Origin of the sequence: Vibrio qingdaonensis, from assembly GCF_026191675.1 — a bacterium.
Lineage (GTDB): Bacteria > Pseudomonadota > Gammaproteobacteria > Enterobacterales > Vibrionaceae > Vibrio > Vibrio qingdaonensis.
This window is the reverse complement of sequence record NZ_JAKRRY010000015.1, coordinates 82,378-99,016: the sequence shown is the minus strand read 5'-3', so window position 1 is coordinate 99,016 and position 16,639 is coordinate 82,378. Positions and strand designations below refer to the sequence as shown.

Annotated in this window: 13 protein-coding genes; 8 read left to right on the top strand and 5 right to left on the bottom strand. The window is 44.9% G+C overall.

What is annotated here, in order from left to right; all coding sequences use genetic code 11:
- The first annotated feature begins 233 nt into the window (after positions 1-233).
- The 5 genes from MD535_RS12725 (at position 234) to MD535_RS12705 (ending at position 8,355) form a co-directional block, all read left to right on the top strand.
- Positions 234-1,985 (top strand): IucA/IucC family protein, encoded by a 1,752-nt coding sequence (locus MD535_RS12725; RefSeq protein ID WP_265675394.1) that lies wholly within the window; start codon positions 234-236, stop codon positions 1,983-1,985.
- 4 nt (positions 1,986-1,989) lie between these two features.
- Positions 1,990-2,820: a GNAT family N-acetyltransferase gene (locus MD535_RS12720; protein WP_265675393.1), complete on the top strand. Its 831-nt coding sequence runs from the start codon at positions 1,990-1,992 to the stop codon at positions 2,818-2,820.
- Complete coding sequence (locus MD535_RS12715; protein WP_265675392.1) at positions 2,813-4,606, top strand: IucA/IucC family protein; 1,794 nt, start codon at positions 2,813-2,815, stop codon at positions 4,604-4,606. The genes MD535_RS12720 and MD535_RS12715 overlap by 8 nt, the downstream gene beginning before the upstream one ends.
- A gap of 10 nt (positions 4,607-4,616) precedes the next feature.
- Positions 4,617-5,957 carry a lysine N(6)-hydroxylase/L-ornithine N(5)-oxygenase family protein gene (locus tag MD535_RS12710; RefSeq protein ID WP_265675391.1) on the top strand — a complete coding sequence of 447 codons (1,341 nt, stop codon included), beginning with the start codon at positions 4,617-4,619 and terminating at the stop codon, positions 5,955-5,957.
- 175 nt (positions 5,958-6,132) lie between these two features.
- Positions 6,133-8,355, top strand: coding sequence for a TonB-dependent receptor (locus MD535_RS12705; protein WP_265675390.1), 2,223 nt, complete (start codon positions 6,133-6,135; stop codon positions 8,353-8,355).
- 144 nt (positions 8,356-8,499) lie between these two features.
- On the opposite strand, the gene MD535_RS12700 is transcribed toward MD535_RS12705, so the two are convergent.
- Both MD535_RS12700 and MD535_RS12695 read right to left on the bottom strand, forming a co-directional pair.
- Positions 8,500-9,270 (bottom strand): carbohydrate deacetylase, encoded by a 771-nt coding sequence (locus MD535_RS12700; RefSeq protein WP_265675389.1) that lies wholly within the window; start codon positions 9,268-9,270, stop codon positions 8,500-8,502.
- Positions 9,271-9,285: 15 nt separating this feature from the next.
- Positions 9,286-10,617 carry a 6-phospho-beta-glucosidase gene (locus tag MD535_RS12695; RefSeq protein WP_265675388.1) on the bottom strand — a complete coding sequence of 444 codons (1,332 nt, stop codon included), beginning with the start codon at positions 10,615-10,617 and terminating at the stop codon, positions 9,286-9,288.
- Positions 10,618-10,726: 109 nt separating this feature from the next.
- Here MD535_RS12695 and MD535_RS12690 point away from each other — a divergent pair, with 109 nt between their 5' ends.
- Positions 10,727-11,623 (top strand): LysR substrate-binding domain-containing protein, encoded by an 897-nt coding sequence (locus MD535_RS12690; protein WP_265675414.1) that lies wholly within the window; start codon positions 10,727-10,729, stop codon positions 11,621-11,623.
- A 53-nt stretch (positions 11,624-11,676) separates the two neighbouring features.
- On the opposite strand, the gene MD535_RS12685 is transcribed toward MD535_RS12690, so the two are convergent.
- The 3 genes from MD535_RS12685 to MD535_RS12675 form a co-directional block, all read right to left on the bottom strand.
- Positions 11,677-12,897 (bottom strand): MFS transporter, encoded by a 1,221-nt coding sequence (locus MD535_RS12685; RefSeq protein ID WP_265675387.1) that lies wholly within the window; start codon positions 12,895-12,897, stop codon positions 11,677-11,679.
- A gap of 12 nt (positions 12,898-12,909) precedes the next feature.
- Positions 12,910-13,101: a hypothetical protein gene (locus tag MD535_RS12680; protein ID WP_265675386.1), complete on the bottom strand. Its 192-nt coding sequence runs from the start codon at positions 13,099-13,101 to the stop codon at positions 12,910-12,912.
- Positions 13,102-13,503: 402 nt separating this feature from the next.
- Positions 13,504-14,412, bottom strand: a complete 909-nt coding sequence (locus MD535_RS12675; protein ID WP_265675385.1) for a LysR family transcriptional regulator — start codon at positions 14,410-14,412, stop codon at positions 13,504-13,506.
- A gap of 126 nt (positions 14,413-14,538) precedes the next feature.
- Here MD535_RS12675 and MD535_RS12670 point away from each other — a divergent pair, with 126 nt between their 5' ends.
- Both MD535_RS12670 and MD535_RS12665 read left to right on the top strand, forming a co-directional pair.
- A complete protein-coding gene (locus MD535_RS12670; RefSeq protein ID WP_265675384.1) occupies positions 14,539-14,976 on the top strand; it encodes a carboxymuconolactone decarboxylase family protein in 438 nt (145 codons plus the stop codon).
- A gap of 376 nt (positions 14,977-15,352) precedes the next feature.
- A complete protein-coding gene (locus MD535_RS12665; protein ID WP_265675383.1) occupies positions 15,353-16,591 on the top strand; it encodes an NADH:flavin oxidoreductase/NADH oxidase family protein in 1,239 nt (412 codons plus the stop codon).
- The last annotated feature ends 48 nt before the right edge of the window (positions 16,592-16,639 follow it).

Sequence of the window (16,639 nt, the reverse complement as noted above, 5' to 3'; positions counted from 1 at the left end):
CACGAAAACGTGCCTTTTTTATTGGTCTTTTTGATGGTTCTATCAACCTGTTGCACGTCAGTTCCCCGACGTTACGTTTACATTTTGACCATTTCTCGTCATCAGTTCGTCCCAATCTCGATAATACGGCTTATTCCTCAAATTACCCGCACAACAAAGTTATTGTAATTGATTATGATAATAATTAGCATTCGCATTGTTGTTTATAGTTCAACTTATAGAGGTAATGACAGATGAATCCTAGTCAAGCACGTACTACGGATGTAGCGGCAAATTGTTTCTTTAACGGGCTTTATCGAGAGTCTCGCTTAGCGAGTATTGTTGCGGTAGGCGAAGACCGGTTTTTAACGATACCGATAGGCAGCAATAGTGACATACGAGTCAAAGTGTTACGAATGTCTAAAACGGGCATGAATTGTTATTCATCGACGATTGTTCGAGGTGATAGCGAGGGTAAGTGGTGGGAGTTCATCACATTCGAGCGTGCGGTTGAGTGTATTGTTTCAAACGCGGAGCTTGTGGGCGATATTTCCGCTTCGCAAAAATCTGCATTTTTGGATGCGGTGATGGAAAGTCACAGAAATACTTGGGTTGCCTTGGATCGATATGGCCATCATCAGGACGATAAAATGTGGCAGTTTCTTGAAGCTGAACAAAGTTTGTTCATTGGTCACTCCATGCACCCAGCGCCAAAGAGTCGCTCGAATCTGAGTGTCGAGCTAAGCCAGCAACTTTCACCAGAACTGAAAGCATCATTCTGTCTAAGGTGGTTTGCAGCTTCTGATGACATTATGGTCGGCGATTCAGCTGGGACTGAAAGTTGGCAAGATTATTTGCTTAAATTGCGACAAAGTGACAGTAGTTTGCCAGATGAAATACATGAGTATGATCATCATCAGGGATGGAACGTCTTTCCAATGCACCCGTGGCAGGCGGAGCAAATGTTGGCGCTTAGTAACATACAGGCACATGTGAAATCGGGTCAGTTAGTTGATTTAGGTTTTGCTGGACAATCTTGGTCTGCTACATCCTCAACACGCGCACTGTTTAATCCAGACTCTCCTTTCATGCTCAAATACTCTTTGAGTGTCAAACTGACGAATTCGATTCGTTTACTCTCTGAAAAAGAAGTAAAACGCGGCGTTGCTTTGGCTTCTATTTGTGAACATCTCACTCCATCGCAAAATGAACTCATCAGCCATGAGCTTAGGATTTTACAAGAACCCGCCTATATGGGGTTAGTTGATGGCGATGGGCTGATCATTGACGAATCGCTGCTTACCATTCGTGAGAACCCTTTTAGGGCATCACTTGAGTGCGCTCATCGCTCCCAAGCCGTGCTAGCCACACTGTGCCAGCAAACGCCTTACTCCAGTGATAGCTCTGTGTTGTCATCTATGATTCATACCCAAAGTAAGAGGAAAAAGGTTTCCCCTGAGTCTGTTGCGCTGGAGTGGTTCGAGCGGTTTTGTGACAAGGTTGTGTTGCCTATTTTTACGCTTCAGAGCCAACTGGGCATCGTGCTATTAGCCCACCAGCAAAATATCGTTGTCGAAATGGAAGAGGGCTTGCCAACTCAAAGCTACTTTAGAGACTGTCAAGGCGTTGGGCTGACGAAATTGGCGTTTAGTCTATTCCCTCATTTGGGCAGTCCGACTGAGACCGATAATTATTGGAATGACGATAAAGTGAATCGTTACTTTCCCTACTACCTCATTATTAACTCCGCTTATGGTGTCATTGCCAGCCTATCGAGCTTGGTGGATGAAGATCAACTATTCATGATATTAAGATTGCGGTTACTCGCGCTGTATGAAAGTAACCCAGCCGATCATGAGTGCTTGAAGTACGTACTGACCTCGCCGAACTTGTGCTGTAAAGGTAACTTTTTCTGCTATTTACATGGACTTAATGAGAACTCGATTCCTGATCCGTCCATTATTTACTTTGATTTGAATAACCCTCTCGTCGAAACACAGGAGTGAGTCGATGAACTCTGATGCATTAGTTAAAAAAATAGAAGCGCAGTTAACTTACTCAACAAACAATGAGGGCGTTGCACTTTCTGACGATGAATGCCGTCGCCTAAATCTATGTCCATCTTGGCTTGAGAATAACGAACTGTCTAAAGCCGCCTTTTATCAATTGACGGCTACTGGACACAAACATCAACCCTCTGATCGCTTTCCTTTAATACTGGAACAGCGAGATCCACGAAAGGGCTATAACCCGCTTCGCCCTGCGAAGCCAACAGGGGAGGTCTACAGCCGTTTTGACGTCACGCTAGACAAGGTGATTTCGTTTCGTACCTTCGATCCAAATCGCGATATGGATAGGTTTGAAAAGTGGATGAATGATACCAGAGTCGCTGAGTTCTGGGAGCAAGCATGGACCAAAGATAAACTCGAAGCGTTTATTCTTGAGCGACTCTCTGATTCTTTCACATTGCCGTTAATCGGAGAGTTTAATGGGCAGCCTTTTGGGTATTTTGAAGTCTATTGGGTTCAAGAGGATCGACTCGCGCCTTACTACGACTGCCAAACCTTTGATAGGGGCATACACCTTTTAGTGGGTGAAAATAGTTTTCGAGGAAAAGCGCATTTTGACTCGTGGCTATGGGCGCTATGCCACTATATTTTTCTAGATGATGTTCGCACCACGCAAATCGTCATGGAGCCTAGAGTTGACAATGCAAAGTTATTTCATCGCTTAACGAACACCTGTTTTGAAAAGCGCTTTGAGTTTAATTTTCCTCATAAAAGATCGGCACTCATGATGATGCGAAGAGATCGCTTTTTTACGGAGGCGCGCAATGGATGATATGACCGCTATCTCTTGTTATTGGGCGGCCGCGAATCGGCAAATGGTCGCAAAAATATTAAGTGAATTTTATTATGAAGGCGCATTTGATATTGGTAGAAGTGAAGCATTCGTCAACACGCAAGAGTATTACGCGTGGGTTGGTGAGTCTAAGTATCTTTTTATAGGCCAATGGTATATATGGGACAATATCCAGATTGATCCTGCATCGATCCGCCGGATAGATAATGGCACGGAAAGCGACACTATCGACGCGCTTCATCTGCTTGAAGATCTAAAACATCATTTACCAATGACCGATGAGCAAGTTGCAGAACATGTTGAGGACATGAACGCTACGCTCTATTCGGACTGTCGTATGATGGCAAATAGAGCCGATTACTCGGTAGAGCGTTTGTGTGAAATTTCCTTGTTACAGCAGCAAGCCATCGTTAATGGTCATCCCAAATTTGCTTTCAATAAAGGCCGACGAGGATGGGGAATTAATGACTTACAAGCTTACGCGCCTGAGTATCAAGCCCAGTTTCAACTAATGTGGGTTGCAGTATGTCGCGACACATTGCAGCAGGGTATTGCCTGCCACCTCGATTGGAATGAACACTTGAATTCGAGTGTGCTTTCTGCCAAAGAATGGTCGCAGTTTCACCAACAAATCCATGCCTTGGGTATGGATATTGCCAGCTACGTGATTTTACCCGTGCACCCATGGCAATGGCGCAACAAAGTATCGTTAGCTTTTATCAAGGAACTGAGCGACCACACACTGATTTATTTAGGTGAAGCGGGGGCTTTCGTTTCATCTCAGTTATCGATTCGAACATTATCAGTTCACCCATCCGGCGCGAATACGACTGCGCCACACTATGATATTAAGTTGCCGCTGACGATAATGAATACCTCTTGCTATCGCGGCATACCAGGGCGATATATCAAGGCTGGACCTTATGCGTCAAGTTGGATTAAGGCGCTGTGCAGCAACGATAGTGAATTACGACGTCTTGGGACACAAGCATTGGAGGAGCCAGCCAGTGCCTACATTAACGCTCAGTGTTATACGCCGTTAACGGACGCCCCGTACCGCTATCATGAATTACTGGGAGTCATTTGGCGAGAGTCGGCAGAAAGCCAATTAAAACAAGGCGAGCATGCGTATGTCATGGCGATGCTGTTTGAGCAGGACAGTCATGATAACTCGGTCATTGTTGAGTTAATCAAGCGATCGGGGCTTGCGCCAAAACAGTGGCTAAATACGCTATTTGAAGTCGTGGTGATCCCTTATTACCACTTGTTAGCGAAGCACGGTATTTCCTTGATTGCCCATGGTCAGAACGTGACGCTTATCTGCCGGGACAATATACCTCAGCGCATTCTATTGAAAGATTTTCAAGGTGATATGCGATTAGTTCAATCCGATATCCCTGAACTTGACGGGCTTCCCGATATTGTTAGGCAAGTGACAACTCGCCTTCCCGAAGAACTGATTATACATGACTTGCAGACGGGGCACTTTGTTACGGTTTTGCGGTTTATTTCACCACTGCTTCATCATTTAGATGTGTCAGAGCTGGAATTTTACCGCTGCCTTTCTCGAGTGATTAGACAGTACCAACATCGACATCCCGATCTTGCTGAACGGTTTGAACGCCTTGATCTATTCAAGCCAAAAATCCTAAGGCTGGGGCTGAACTTATCTAAATTCCGACACAACACCGATAAGAGCAGCGATCGCATGCTACCGGATATGGACCGATATATGGACAACCCACTTTATATTGCCGAACAATAAGGAACATTAAATGAAACACACCACAGTTCATCAAGAGATATACGATTTGATCGGCGTAGGCGCTGGTCCATTTAATTTAAGTGTTGCCGCGTTGGTTAATGAAACATCCACGGTAAAAAGCCTTTTCCTAGAGGCCCGAAACCAGTTCTCTTGGCATCCAGGCTTATTACTCGATAACGCACACATGCAAACTCACTTTCTAAAAGATCTCGTGAGTGCGGTGTGCCCAACGAGTCCATACTCATTTCTTAATTATCTAGTGACCAAGAAAAAATATTATCGCTTTTTAAGTACAGAGCAAAACTGTATCAGCAGGCAAGAGTTTTCCGATTATCTGCACTGGGCCAGTAATGAAATGCCCAACGTACAGTTTAATCACCCGGTCGAGCAGATTGAAAAGCGCGACGGTCTTTATCATGTGCACTCGAATGGACAAATATTTAAAGCGAGACACCTTTGTTTGGGAACAGGGAAAGCGCCATTTTTCCCCGAATCAGCTAAGCCGCTTTTGGGCGCTAACGTGTTCCATGCTGCTGAAATTGCGCTGCGTGACCGAGACTTTTCGGGGCGTAAAGTGACGATTGTTGGCGGTGGTCAATCTGGTGCGGACATTTTCCTTAATATTCTTAATGAGAAGTGGGGTAAACCAGCGAGACTTAACTGGATCTCGAGACGAGCCAATTATCAACCCTTGGATGAAGCTTCCTTCACTAATGAGTACTTTACGCCAGACTACGTTGAAAATTTTTACAAGCTAAATCATGCCATTAAGGAAAAAGAGGTGGCCAGCCAGAAGTTAACTTCGGATGGGGTGACCCAGAAGTGCTTACTGGAAATATACCAAGCGCTGTATCAAAGGTTTGATGTCGCTGGTGAAGAGCGTTGGGTGCATTTACTGCCACATAGGACGATGGTTGAGATGAAGCAAGTAGGGGACGCTTTTAGATTGCATTATCAAAATGGTCTAACGAGCGGCGCTGAACAGGAAGACGCGGATATTGTTATTCTGGCAACCGGCTATCAAGGGAGTTTACCTAGCTGCGCAAAACCGCTAGAAGCGCATTTTCAACGCGATCACAACCAGCATATTTGCCTTGGTCAGGGATTCAATATTGCTCAATTCGATCAACAAAATTACGGTGAGGTATTTATTGTGAATGCAGGGATTCATAGTCACGGTATCGCTGAACCACAGCTAAGTTTGGCGGCGTGGCGAGCGGCTAAGATTATTAATTCGGTGGCAAATTCGATGATTTTTGATATTGGTAGCCGAGGTGACTTTATCGATTGGAATACGCCTAGTAATACTAGCTCATCAATGAATCATGATGAAAATCATCAGTTTGCTTAATTGAATAGCAAAAATCATCGACTTAACTCGCGCATTTATATCATTAATGAGAATAAAAGCACAATTAGAAATAGAAATGGAAATGATTATCATTTATTATCTTGCGAGAGTTGGATTGTGGCGTGCTACATCCGGTAGTCATTAGTGTTAGTGGTTTAAATAATAAGAGAAAACAATGAAAATCAGTTCAAGGAAATTTGCGCTCAACGGCATTCTGGCAACGATGGTTGCTTCAGGTTTTAGTGTATCAATGTCAGCACAGGCTGAATCGGATACATCGGATGTGGAACGCAAAACAGATGAAAAATTAGTGGTGGTGGCGAGCCGTGCCCCTAAAAGTATTAGTGAAATCCCAGCGACAGTTTGGTACGTAGACAATGAGGCGATAGAGCGTGGTAACCGCAGTGGTAAAAGTCTCGGTCAAATTTTAGCTCAGGAAGTGCCTTCACTGGATATTTCAACGGAAGGCCGAACCAACTACGGACAAAACCTTCGTGGTCGCCCAATGCTTGTCATGATTGATGGTGTCTCTATGAACTCATCAAGAGCGGTGAGTCGCCAGTTAGATTCGATTGATCCGTTTAATATTGAAAGAATTGAGGTGTTATCTGGTGCGACAGCCATTTATGGGGCGGGCGCGACAGGTGGTGTGGTCAATATCATTACTAAGAAAGCCGATTCGGAAGCGCTACAATTTGAGTCGTTTGTGAGTGGTCAATCTGGATTTAATTCCAGCGAGGATGGAGACTTTAAAATTGCTCAGTCGGTGAGTGGCGGCAATGACAAGGTACGAGGCCGTGCATCGGTCGTTTATGGTAAAACCCAAGCCTTTTATGATGCCAATGGCAAAATGGTGGTACCGGATACCACGCAAGGTTCGTCGCAGTTCAATGAAGTGCTCGACACCATGGGCTCATTAACGTTTGATCTTGCTGATTCAAAATCCGTTAATCTATTGGCTCAGTATTACAGTAACCAGCAATCCAGCCCTTATGGCTTAAACTACGGCCCTAATTTTGCTAACAAGACTCACCCAACGGTTTCTGATGGCTTTTCCTCTGACCGTCAGCAAGGCACGAAAAGAGTGCTACTTAACGCCGAATACTCCGATACGGATTTCATTGGACAGCAACAACTCTTAGCTCAATTGTCGTTTAGAAATGAAGATTACACTTTCGCACCTTACCTTTATTCAGATTCAAGAAATGGCGACCACCTCAGAGCTTCTCAACAGAAGACACAAGTCATCAGCTTTAAAACCGCTTTGGTAAAAGATTTCAATCAACTGAGCGTAAACTATGGCCTTGATGGCTATATGGACACGTTAGAGTCGAATCAGGTTATTTTTGATCAGGCGACGAGCACAGCCTCAGGTGGCATGGTGAATAACACCGCCCATACGATCGGGCGTTACCCTGGTGTGGAAACCTCATCGGTAGCGGCTTTTGCTCAATTGGGCTACCAGATCACGGATAGATGGAGTGTGGAAGGGGGCTATCGCTTCCAATATATGCATAACAAGGTGGATGACTTCATTGCAGCGAACGAGCAAGTCAATATCGCGATGGGATCAGCCACGTCTGCAGACGCAGTCAAAGGCGGTTCGACGGACTATAACATCGGGCTGTTTAACGCAGGCACTCTATATAAGCTCACGGATGACAGTCAGGTTTGGGCGAACTTCTCGCAAGGCTTTGATTTACCCGATGCCGCTAAATATTACGGTAAAGGTAAGTACGAAGATGACGCGGCGAATCCGGGGCATAGAAAGCTGGTTCAAGCCTATGATATTGACTCCGCTCGTTTAGAAGGCGTTAAAACGAATAGCTATGAAATAGGCTACCGCATAGATATGAATCGCTTGAGTATTCAAACGGCGGCGTACTATGCGTTATCGGATAAATCAATTAAGACGAAAAACTACGATGTTATCGTTGAAAACAAAGATAAGAGAACCTATGGCCTAGAGGCGTCGGTGGGTTACTACATCAATGATAATTGGAGTATTGGTGCCAACGGTCACCTTGTCGAAACAGAAGATAAAGACCAGACCACCGGCGAATGGAAGAAAGTGGGTGTAGGGTACTCCAGTGCCTCTAAAGTCGGCTCTTGGCTTGGATATGCACAAGACAGTTACTCTGCTCGCTTACAAAGCCAAACGATGTTGGACAGAGAAGACGATCAAGGCGGCAAGCTCAATGGCTATACCACGGTTGACTTCTTAACAACGGTTCAATTACCCGTTGGCAGCGTAGCATTCTCGGTTAATAACTTATTTAATGAGGATTACACCACAGTCTGGGGGCAAAAAGCTCAAATCCTATATCGCGGTGGTGAGCGTTATAACTACAAAGGGCGAGGTCGTACTTTTGCTCTGAATTATCAAGTGGACTATTAACACTCAGTGAATTATTAAGATCCAAGTGAGCTATTAACATTCGGTGAACGATTAACATTTATAAGCCCCTTTTAAAAAGGGGCTTATGTTCTTGTTGAACAGAGTATATGTGCGTGGTTTGTTTGAATGTAATCGCTTTAATCTTTAGTTCGAGTGCAGCGCATCAAACCCAATGCACTCGATATTGTTCGCGGCTAGCCAATCCTTTAATTCGATAGAAGTGAGGATATCGAATTCGTTAACGCGTTTATCCGTGTATCCTGATAGCTGTTCAAGCTCGGTTGTGACGGTCTTTGCCGGGTGGCACATGAACTCCACAATACCGCTTGGCATTTTATGCTGATAGCTGATGAGCATTGCTTTGAGGTGCTCTAGGTTTGCCCCTTCGTCATAAAAACCGAGATCAAACGCATCGGGAGTCGTGACTTTTAATACATCTTGCCCGACGATGATGCTGTCAGTGCGCCGTACTGGTAAGTTAACGTCGTTTGCAAAGCGGGTAAACGCCGCTTTTAGGCGAGGAAATATACCGCCAAAGTGATGTGTGTCGAGGTGGTTAATAGCCAAGCCTGCATTGATTGCAGCGTGATATTGCGCTTTAATCTCTTGGTAGACTTGCTCTGAGCAGACGTCGGTTTTACGATATAATTCACGTCGTTTTAGGAAATACCCTTGCTCATCAACCAATGTGGATACCTGCTTCGCATCTAAAATGGGTTTTCCTGCCGTGACAGTGAAATGCAGCCCTACTTCGCGAATTAACCCCTGATGATATAAATCCACAGCATGTTGTGTACCAGGTTGATTCATCATGATGGTCGTCGATTTAACGATGCCCATCTTAAAGCAGTCGACGATAGCGTTGTTGACGCTTTCGGTTAAACCGAAGTCATCAGCATTGAGAATGATTTTCATACGATTACCTTCCGTCTATCGATTAAGAACGTGAGCGAATGCAGGCATGAATTCAATATTCTCTTGCACCGTTTCTTTGATCGCTTCGTCAATATGGCTGCCACTGTCAACAATAGGATTAAGAATTAGCGCTCGTTTAGCGGCGTTGGTATCACCATTAATAGCGGCCTCTACAGTGAGCGTTTCGAATTCCTTCATCAGCTGTATTAACCTCAGCGTATCTTGATCAAAGGGGGCAACATTAAGCGGTATTATCGCACTGCTGGTGATGACAGCACTGACTTCGACCGCGCAATCATCAGGTAAACCTTGAATCGCGCCGTTGTTGCGAGTATTTACGTGCATAATGCTTCGCTTATTGTTGAAGATACTGCTCATCAATTCACAGGCGGCTTCAGAATAGTGAGCACCGCCACGTTGTTCTAGTATTTTCGGTTTCGTGTCTAATGTCGGATCTCGATAGATTTCTAATAGCTGTTCTTCAACTTCAGCGACAAGATCAGCACGATTCGATTTTGACTCTGATGCTGCGAACTCTTTGTTAATGATGTCTCGAGATTGGTAGTAATAGCGTAAATACGCACATGGCACCATACCCATATTGGTAATTAATTCTGGATCCCAGCGAAATGGAGGAATGTTTTTGGGCGTCATTTGGTCATTACCATCGAGCAAGGCTTGAGTGACTTGGGCGATTTTATCTTGACCATCGTGCAGGATTTGTCGAGCCCAGACTAAGTGGTTTAGCCCGGCAATTTGCATCGTGATATCTTCTCGTTCGACGCCAAGCATTTTGGCCGCGCCACGCTCCATATTGACGGGGACATTACAAAGACCAACGGTTTTAATGTTGGAGTATTTCAACAGTGCTTCGGTCACCATACCAGAGGGATTGGTAAAGTTAAGTAGCCACGCATTGGGGCAGAGCACTTCCATTTCTTTGGCAATGTCTAATGCGATGGGAATAGTACGGCAAGCATTTGAAAACCCGCCAAGACCATTAGTTTCTTGACCAATCATGCGATATTTCAAAGCGATGCGTTCATCTCTTAAGCGTGCTTCCATACGACCAGCTCTGAACTGAGAGCACACAAAATCGGCATTTTCTAGCGCTTGTTTTCGATTAGTTGTAAGGTGAACTCGAATATCACAGCCAGCTTTTGCAATCATTCTTTTTGTTAGGTCGGCGATGATGTGGGCTTTTTCCATTCCAGCATCGATATCGACTAACCATAGATCCGCAATCGGCAGTTCATGGTGGCGAGCGAGTAAACCTTCAACGAGTTCAGGTGTATAGCTTGAGCCACTACCGATGACAACGACTTTTAGAGTTTGGTTAGGATTCATAGAATAACCTCGTAGTTAATGTTATTTGGATTACGTGGTTTAATTTAAATCGGATTGGATATACTCTACAAACTCATAATTTGCTGTTATGGATTACTGGAGGTAATGCATTGTGTCATTCTCAAATCGTCAACAGCTGCTAGCGTTATTGCATACGTTCAGTATTGCGGCTAAGCATTTAAGTTTTACCTTGGCGGCTGATGAATTATTCCTGACTCAAGGCGGGGTCAGTCACCGAATCAAAAAGTTGGAGAAGCAGCTCAACTTTCGCCTGTTTGTCCGTAAAACGCGTAAGCTGGCATTGACTCCTGAAGGTGAAAGAGTCCTTGCGATGTTAAACACATCGTTTGAACTCATTTTTAATGAGCTAGGTGATATCCAAAACGGTGAACTTACTGGGGAGATCTATATTGCGACCTCGCCTTATTTTGCGTCGGCGTGGTTAATGCCAAGACTTAACTCGTTTCGGCGTTTGTACCCGCATTTAAGTATTAAGCTGCAGACAAAACAGAACCAAATTGAGTTCCAGTTTGATCCTTATGATGTAGCGATATTTTATAGTGACGGTCATTACCCTAATCATTACAGCACGCGGCTATTTAATGGTGTCCGAACCCCGGTTTGTTCGCCTGAATATGCAAATCAATTGGATCTAATGGCTGGGGTTGAACGGCTAGCCGATGCGAATTTTATTCATAGTGGTGATAGTCGGTCATGGCAGCATTGGTTGCAGGAAGGGGAATGGAGCATTGACTGTCAACGTTGTTGTGATCTGTACAGTGATAATCGCTTGGCAATAGAGGCGGCATGCGGGTCGATGGGGGTGGCCTTAGGTCGATACGAATTCATTAAACCATTAATTGAAGAAGGTGTCCTTATTGCACCTTTTGCACAGGTTGACTCAGGTAAAGGCTATGACTTAGTTTGCCCGCAAGGCATGCAACATCGTTCGAAGTATCGCGTTTTTTCGGATTGGTTGCACAGTCAGCTAGAAGAGATTGGATAGGTTCTAAAGATAGCCTCTCCTAAGAGAGGCTATGAGAAAGGGATGATACTTGGTTAAGCCACAGCTAAGGGTTTGAAGGTGCGCAGTGGTTTGTCATTGATAGGTAAATGAATTAGCGCCGCTAGGAAGGCCAATACGACCGTTGACCACCAAATAGGCTCATAAGAACCATAGTAATCATAGATACGGCCACCAACCCACGCCCCTAAAAAGCTACCGATTTGGTGAGTGAAGAAAACCAAGCCATAAAGCGTTGAGAGGTAGCGTGCCCCAAAAATCTGGCGAACAAGCCCTGATGTAAGCGGAACCGTACCTAACCAACAAAAACCAATGGCCCCCCCAAAAATAGCCGCTGTGCTTTCTGTGACGGGCAGCGTGACGAAGCAAGCAATAACGACAGTGCGAACTAAATAAAGCGCAGACATCACGTGACGTTTACTGAAACGATCCCCCATCACGCCCCAAAAGTAGGAGCCAAAGATATTGAAAATACCGACGTATGCCAGTGCTAAAGCAGCGCTGCTGGCAGGCAAGTGTTTGTCTGCTAGATAGCTGGGTAAGTGGGTGGCAATAAACATGACGTGGAAGCCACAAACAAAGAAGCCAGCATGAATGAGCCAATAGCTTTTATTGTTAAAGGCTTCTTTGAGTGCTTGACCCAGTGTTTGCTCGGGCTCTTCAACTTGGTGTGTTTGCGAAGCGCTTGTTGCTTTATTGGATTTCATAAACAACGCAAACGCAATCATCATCGTACAAAGCATAGCAAACGCTTGCAGGGCGCCTTGCCAACCAATCGTTTCTAGCATCATTTGTGCACCGGGGATCATGGCAAACATACCAAAGGATCCTGCTGCTGTCGTCAGCCCAAAGGCCTTCGCTGCGTGTTGTGCTGGGACAACCTTGGCGACTGCGCCGAGTACAATGACGTAGCTAGTGGCGCTTAAACCAAGCCCGACTAACGCGCCTAGCGAGAAGTAGAGTTGCGAAGGAATTGTGGCAATAGACGTTAGATATAATCCCGCCGCGTACGCGATAGCCCCCATTAAGATAATACGCTTCGACCCCCATTTATCGGCAGCCATGCCAACAAACGGCTGAAATACGCCAAACATGAGATTTTGTAAGGCAATGGCGAAGCTAAAAAATTCGCGTCCAGTTTGGAAATGCTCAGAAATGGGCATCATAAAAATGCCAAAGGACTGACGGATACCTAGGCTAGTAATTAAAATGCCAATACCGAGCCAAACTAAAATAGGAAAGCGGAAAATACTCATAAAAATCAGGCTCTAATGATGGTGGTGTGTTGATTGGTGTGAATGATGAGGTTCACCCGTTGGGTTTTGTTGGTGGCAGCCAGAATTAATGGCTTGCCCAGCAAACAGTTCAAGTAATGTCGGGGAATGATGCACAGCAACCAGTGTGACGGTAAGCAGTGCAAGCATCCTAAACAGTTGAGCCAAAATTGATTGTGAAAACATGGCGCTCAATCGTGATGTTATGGTGATAAAAAAGAGCGCGCAGTGTAATGAGATGAAAGAGGTGACTCAAATGATATTATGTGAACTAGTCTATGCATAAAATGCATAGACTAGTTTGGGTCTAAGCGTTGACACGACTTCGGGCAAGCTTGCCTCGCTTCCAGTGATGAAATGTATGAGGTGAACTGAATAAGCACAGTACAAAGGTGAGACCTAATGTTATCGACATTAAACGTAAAGAGGTGGAGAGTGTCTGCTGAATACTTTCGATAACAGAAGATCGATCTATCCAAGATCGACCTAAATCACTTTGGACAGCACCGTGTAATCTATCAATGAGTCGTTCAGTTGCGCTGCGTTCCTGTCGTAGATGACCGTTTGCGACTTGTCATTAGCTATAGGTTAAATAACCGGTGTCATGGATTGCAGTTTCTCCACCAAGAAGTCAATGAAGGCGCGAATATGAGGCTTGGGATATTGGGTGCTTTTATAGATAGCAAAAATTTCTCCGCTGCTTTGCTCACCATGGGTTGCTGTCCAAATAGGTAGCAGTTTTACTAGTTGATTATTTTCTAAGTACGGTTTTAGCATCCAGTCCGACAGCAGTAGAACACCGCTTCCCTGTAATGCCGCATACAGCAACGGTGAGCCACCTTTAGAAATTAAGTTTCCTTTGACTGACACCTTTTTATTCACGGATTTTTTACTGAAGTGCCAGTAGTGTCGTTGCCGCTCATGGCTTATGAGTAAGCAGTTATGATCTTGAAGGTCATCAGGCTTTTCTATGGGCGCATGCTGCTTTATGTAAGAGGGTGACGCGACCAAGGACGTATAATTGGTCAGCAAATGACGGGCTTTGAGGCGGCTATCTTGTGGCGTTCCGATGCGGATGGCGATGTCGATATTGTCACTGTGTAAATCTACGACGTTGTTATCTAGCTCTAATTCAATGTGTATTTTCGGGTAGCGTTCAAGAAATTCTGGAATCAATGGGGTGAGGCACAAATTCCCAAAGCTCTCAAAAACCGAAATGCGTAGCATGCCTTCTGGCACACCATGGTTCCCGCGCATTTCTGCCAGTAGCTTATTGCTATCGTGTAATAGTTGCGACGCTTGTTGGTAAAAATATTGCCCTTCTTCAGTCAGTATGAGTTGGCGAGTGCTGCGCTTAAAAAGCGTGGTCTTAATTCTAGCTTCAAGGTTATCAATATTTCTGGCAACAGAGGAGGGCGCCATATTGAGCGCTTTACTTGCTTGAGAGAAACTTCCTGACTCCACCACCTGATCAAATACTTTGATTAACTCTAACATGATCCTACCTTTGCGTTTTATGCAAAACTGATTCAGTTTTATCACATATTCTGCGACTAAATCGAATGATGCACAATACCAACATCGTATTAAGGCGATGCTAAATAATCCTATGAGGGTGTAACAATGGCTAAACGTATAAATCTTGCGGAAGTTCAACCAAAAGCACTAGTCGCAATGCTATCGATAGAAAATTATCTAACGGAAACCGAGTTAGACAGTCAGCTAAAGGAGCTGATTAAGATACGAGCTTCCTTAATAAATCAGTGTGCGTACTGTATTCAGATGCACACGACGGAAGCGATCAAGATAGGCATTGAACAACAGAAATTATTTGCGCTTGCAGCGTGGCAAGAGTCACCATTGTTTAGCAAAACAGAAAAGGCGCTACTAACGCTTACTGATGAAATGACACTGATCGCCAACTCTGGCGTATCGGAATCCACTTATCAGCAGTGCCTTGAACTTTTAGGTGAAGAGTTCGTCGCTCAAGCCATGATGCAAGTCATAATGATCAATGCTTGGAACCGATTTGCGCTTGCTACCAAAATGAAGCATGCATAGGACATGCATAGAGAGTAGGGGATGTCACTGATCGAAGGTCAGTGACATATCTTAGGCCATGGCGTTTTATTGGGTCCGTGCTTTGCTCTTGTTCAACCACATTACGAGAGTTAAAGGTGTCCTTATTTGAATATTCTGGGTCTCATGTCGGCGATGAAGAGAGGCGGATCGTGTCTCAATTAACGCATCATGAGTTGACCGAGTTTTGTTAAAGAGTGTAGCGTATCGATTGTCGATGTTCTGAAGTGGGCGACACCGCCCATGATGTTTCTCAATACTGATATTTGCGATACCCTCGGTTCGACACTATCGCACTCGGCCAACCAACCAATCAATCAATCAACCAAATCAAGCCAGATAGCAGATAAGAGCACATATGAATTCAATTAATCTCAGCGAACCTTTCTCCCTACCTAATGGTCAATCGATTAAAAACAGGTTGTTTAAATCGGCGATGAGTGAACAGCTCGCTGACAAGCAACATAACCCTACCGCCGGCTTAGTAACCCTTTATCAACGTTGGGCTAAAGGCGGTATCGGCTTAGCGATTACCGGTAATGTTATGGTGGATCGACGTGCGTTGGGCGAACCTAAAAACGTGGTGTTAGATGAGAAAAGTGATTTAGCACGCTTTAGGGCGTGGGCAAAAGCTGGAAAACAAAGTGGCACTCAAATATGGATGCAACTTAACCACCCAGGCAAGCAGATCCCGAAATTTTTATGTGATGAGCCGGTTGCTCCTTCTGCTATTTCACTCGGACGTGGATTAGAAAAAGGCTTCAATACACCACGTGAGCTGAGTGAAACTGAAATTTATGACATTATCAATAAATTTGCATTAAGTGCCAAACTTTCGAAGCAAGCCGGATTTACAGGGGTGCAAATTCACGGTGCGCATGGTTATTTGGTTAGTCAGTTTTTATCTGCCAGGCACAACCAGCGTCAGGATAAATGGGGAGGATCACTAGAGAATAGACTTCGTTTTGTCGTTGACGTGTATCAGGCGATCCGTCACGAGGTGGGTGATGACTTTCCGGTGGGTATTAAACTCAATAGCGCCGACTTTATGAAGGGGGGCTTTACTGAAGAAGAGTCTATGCAGGTAGTGCAAGCGCTCAGTGCAAATGGCATTGATCTCATCGAAATATCAGGTGGGACTTATGAAAGCCCGTCCATGATGGGCTCTAAAGATAAACCCGTTAAGGCCAGCACAGTAAAACGCGAAGCGTATTTTTTGGATTACATGGAAAAAGTGAGAAAGCTGGTAGACACACCGCTAGTGGTCACGGGCGGTTTTCGCACGGCGCCCGCAATGAATGAAGCGTTATCCACTTCCGTGACGGATTTTATTGGTCTAGCACGCACCATGGCGGTGGATCCCGATTTCCCCAATAAGCTCATCGACAACCCAGACTACGGCATGCCACTCATTGCCCCGACGACCGGTAAACCCGCCTTGGATAAAATGGCGATGGTCGGGTTGGTTTGGTACGAGCATCAAATGTGGCGGATTGCCGCGGGGAAAAATGCCGATCCTCATTTAAGTGCGCTTGGCGTAGTGGTGAAAACGATGTTAAGCGCGGGCTGGCATGCGTTTAAAAAACGTCGAGTCTAGAGCGTTAATTTGTCACATGGCAGAACTTTGGGTGTTCGAGGTTCTGCT

What these genes read in the sequence shown, in the direction of transcription:
- MD535_RS12695 (WP_265675388.1), bottom strand. Translation starts at nt 10,617, where the DNA reads ATGAATCCTAACCAAACTCTAAAAGTCGTTGTCATCGGTAGTGGCTCA.
- MD535_RS12710 (WP_265675391.1), top strand. Translation starts at nt 4,617, where the DNA reads ATGAAACACACCACAGTTCATCAAGAGATATACGATTTGATCGGCGTA.
- MD535_RS12700 (WP_265675389.1), bottom strand. Translation starts at nt 9,270, where the DNA reads ATGAAAATCATTCTCAATGCTGATGACTTCGGTTTAACCGAAAGCGTC.
- MD535_RS12665 (WP_265675383.1), top strand. Translation starts at nt 15,353, where the DNA reads ATGAATTCAATTAATCTCAGCGAACCTTTCTCCCTACCTAATGGTCAA.
- MD535_RS12720 (WP_265675393.1), top strand. Translation starts at nt 1,990, where the DNA reads ATGAACTCTGATGCATTAGTTAAAAAAATAGAAGCGCAGTTAACTTAC.
- MD535_RS12670 (WP_265675384.1), top strand. Translation starts at nt 14,539, where the DNA reads ATGGCTAAACGTATAAATCTTGCGGAAGTTCAACCAAAAGCACTAGTC.
- MD535_RS12705 (WP_265675390.1), top strand. Translation starts at nt 6,133, where the DNA reads ATGAAAATCAGTTCAAGGAAATTTGCGCTCAACGGCATTCTGGCAACG.
- MD535_RS12675 (WP_265675385.1), bottom strand. Translation starts at nt 14,412, where the DNA reads ATGTTAGAGTTAATCAAAGTATTTGATCAGGTGGTGGAGTCAGGAAGT.
- MD535_RS12680 (WP_265675386.1), bottom strand. Translation starts at nt 13,101, where the DNA reads ATGTTTTCACAATCAATTTTGGCTCAACTGTTTAGGATGCTTGCACTG.
- MD535_RS12715 (WP_265675392.1), top strand. Translation starts at nt 2,813, where the DNA reads ATGGATGATATGACCGCTATCTCTTGTTATTGGGCGGCCGCGAATCGG.
- MD535_RS12725 (WP_265675394.1), top strand. Translation starts at nt 234, where the DNA reads ATGAATCCTAGTCAAGCACGTACTACGGATGTAGCGGCAAATTGTTTC.
- MD535_RS12685 (WP_265675387.1), bottom strand. Translation starts at nt 12,897, where the DNA reads ATGAGTATTTTCCGCTTTCCTATTTTAGTTTGGCTCGGTATTGGCATT.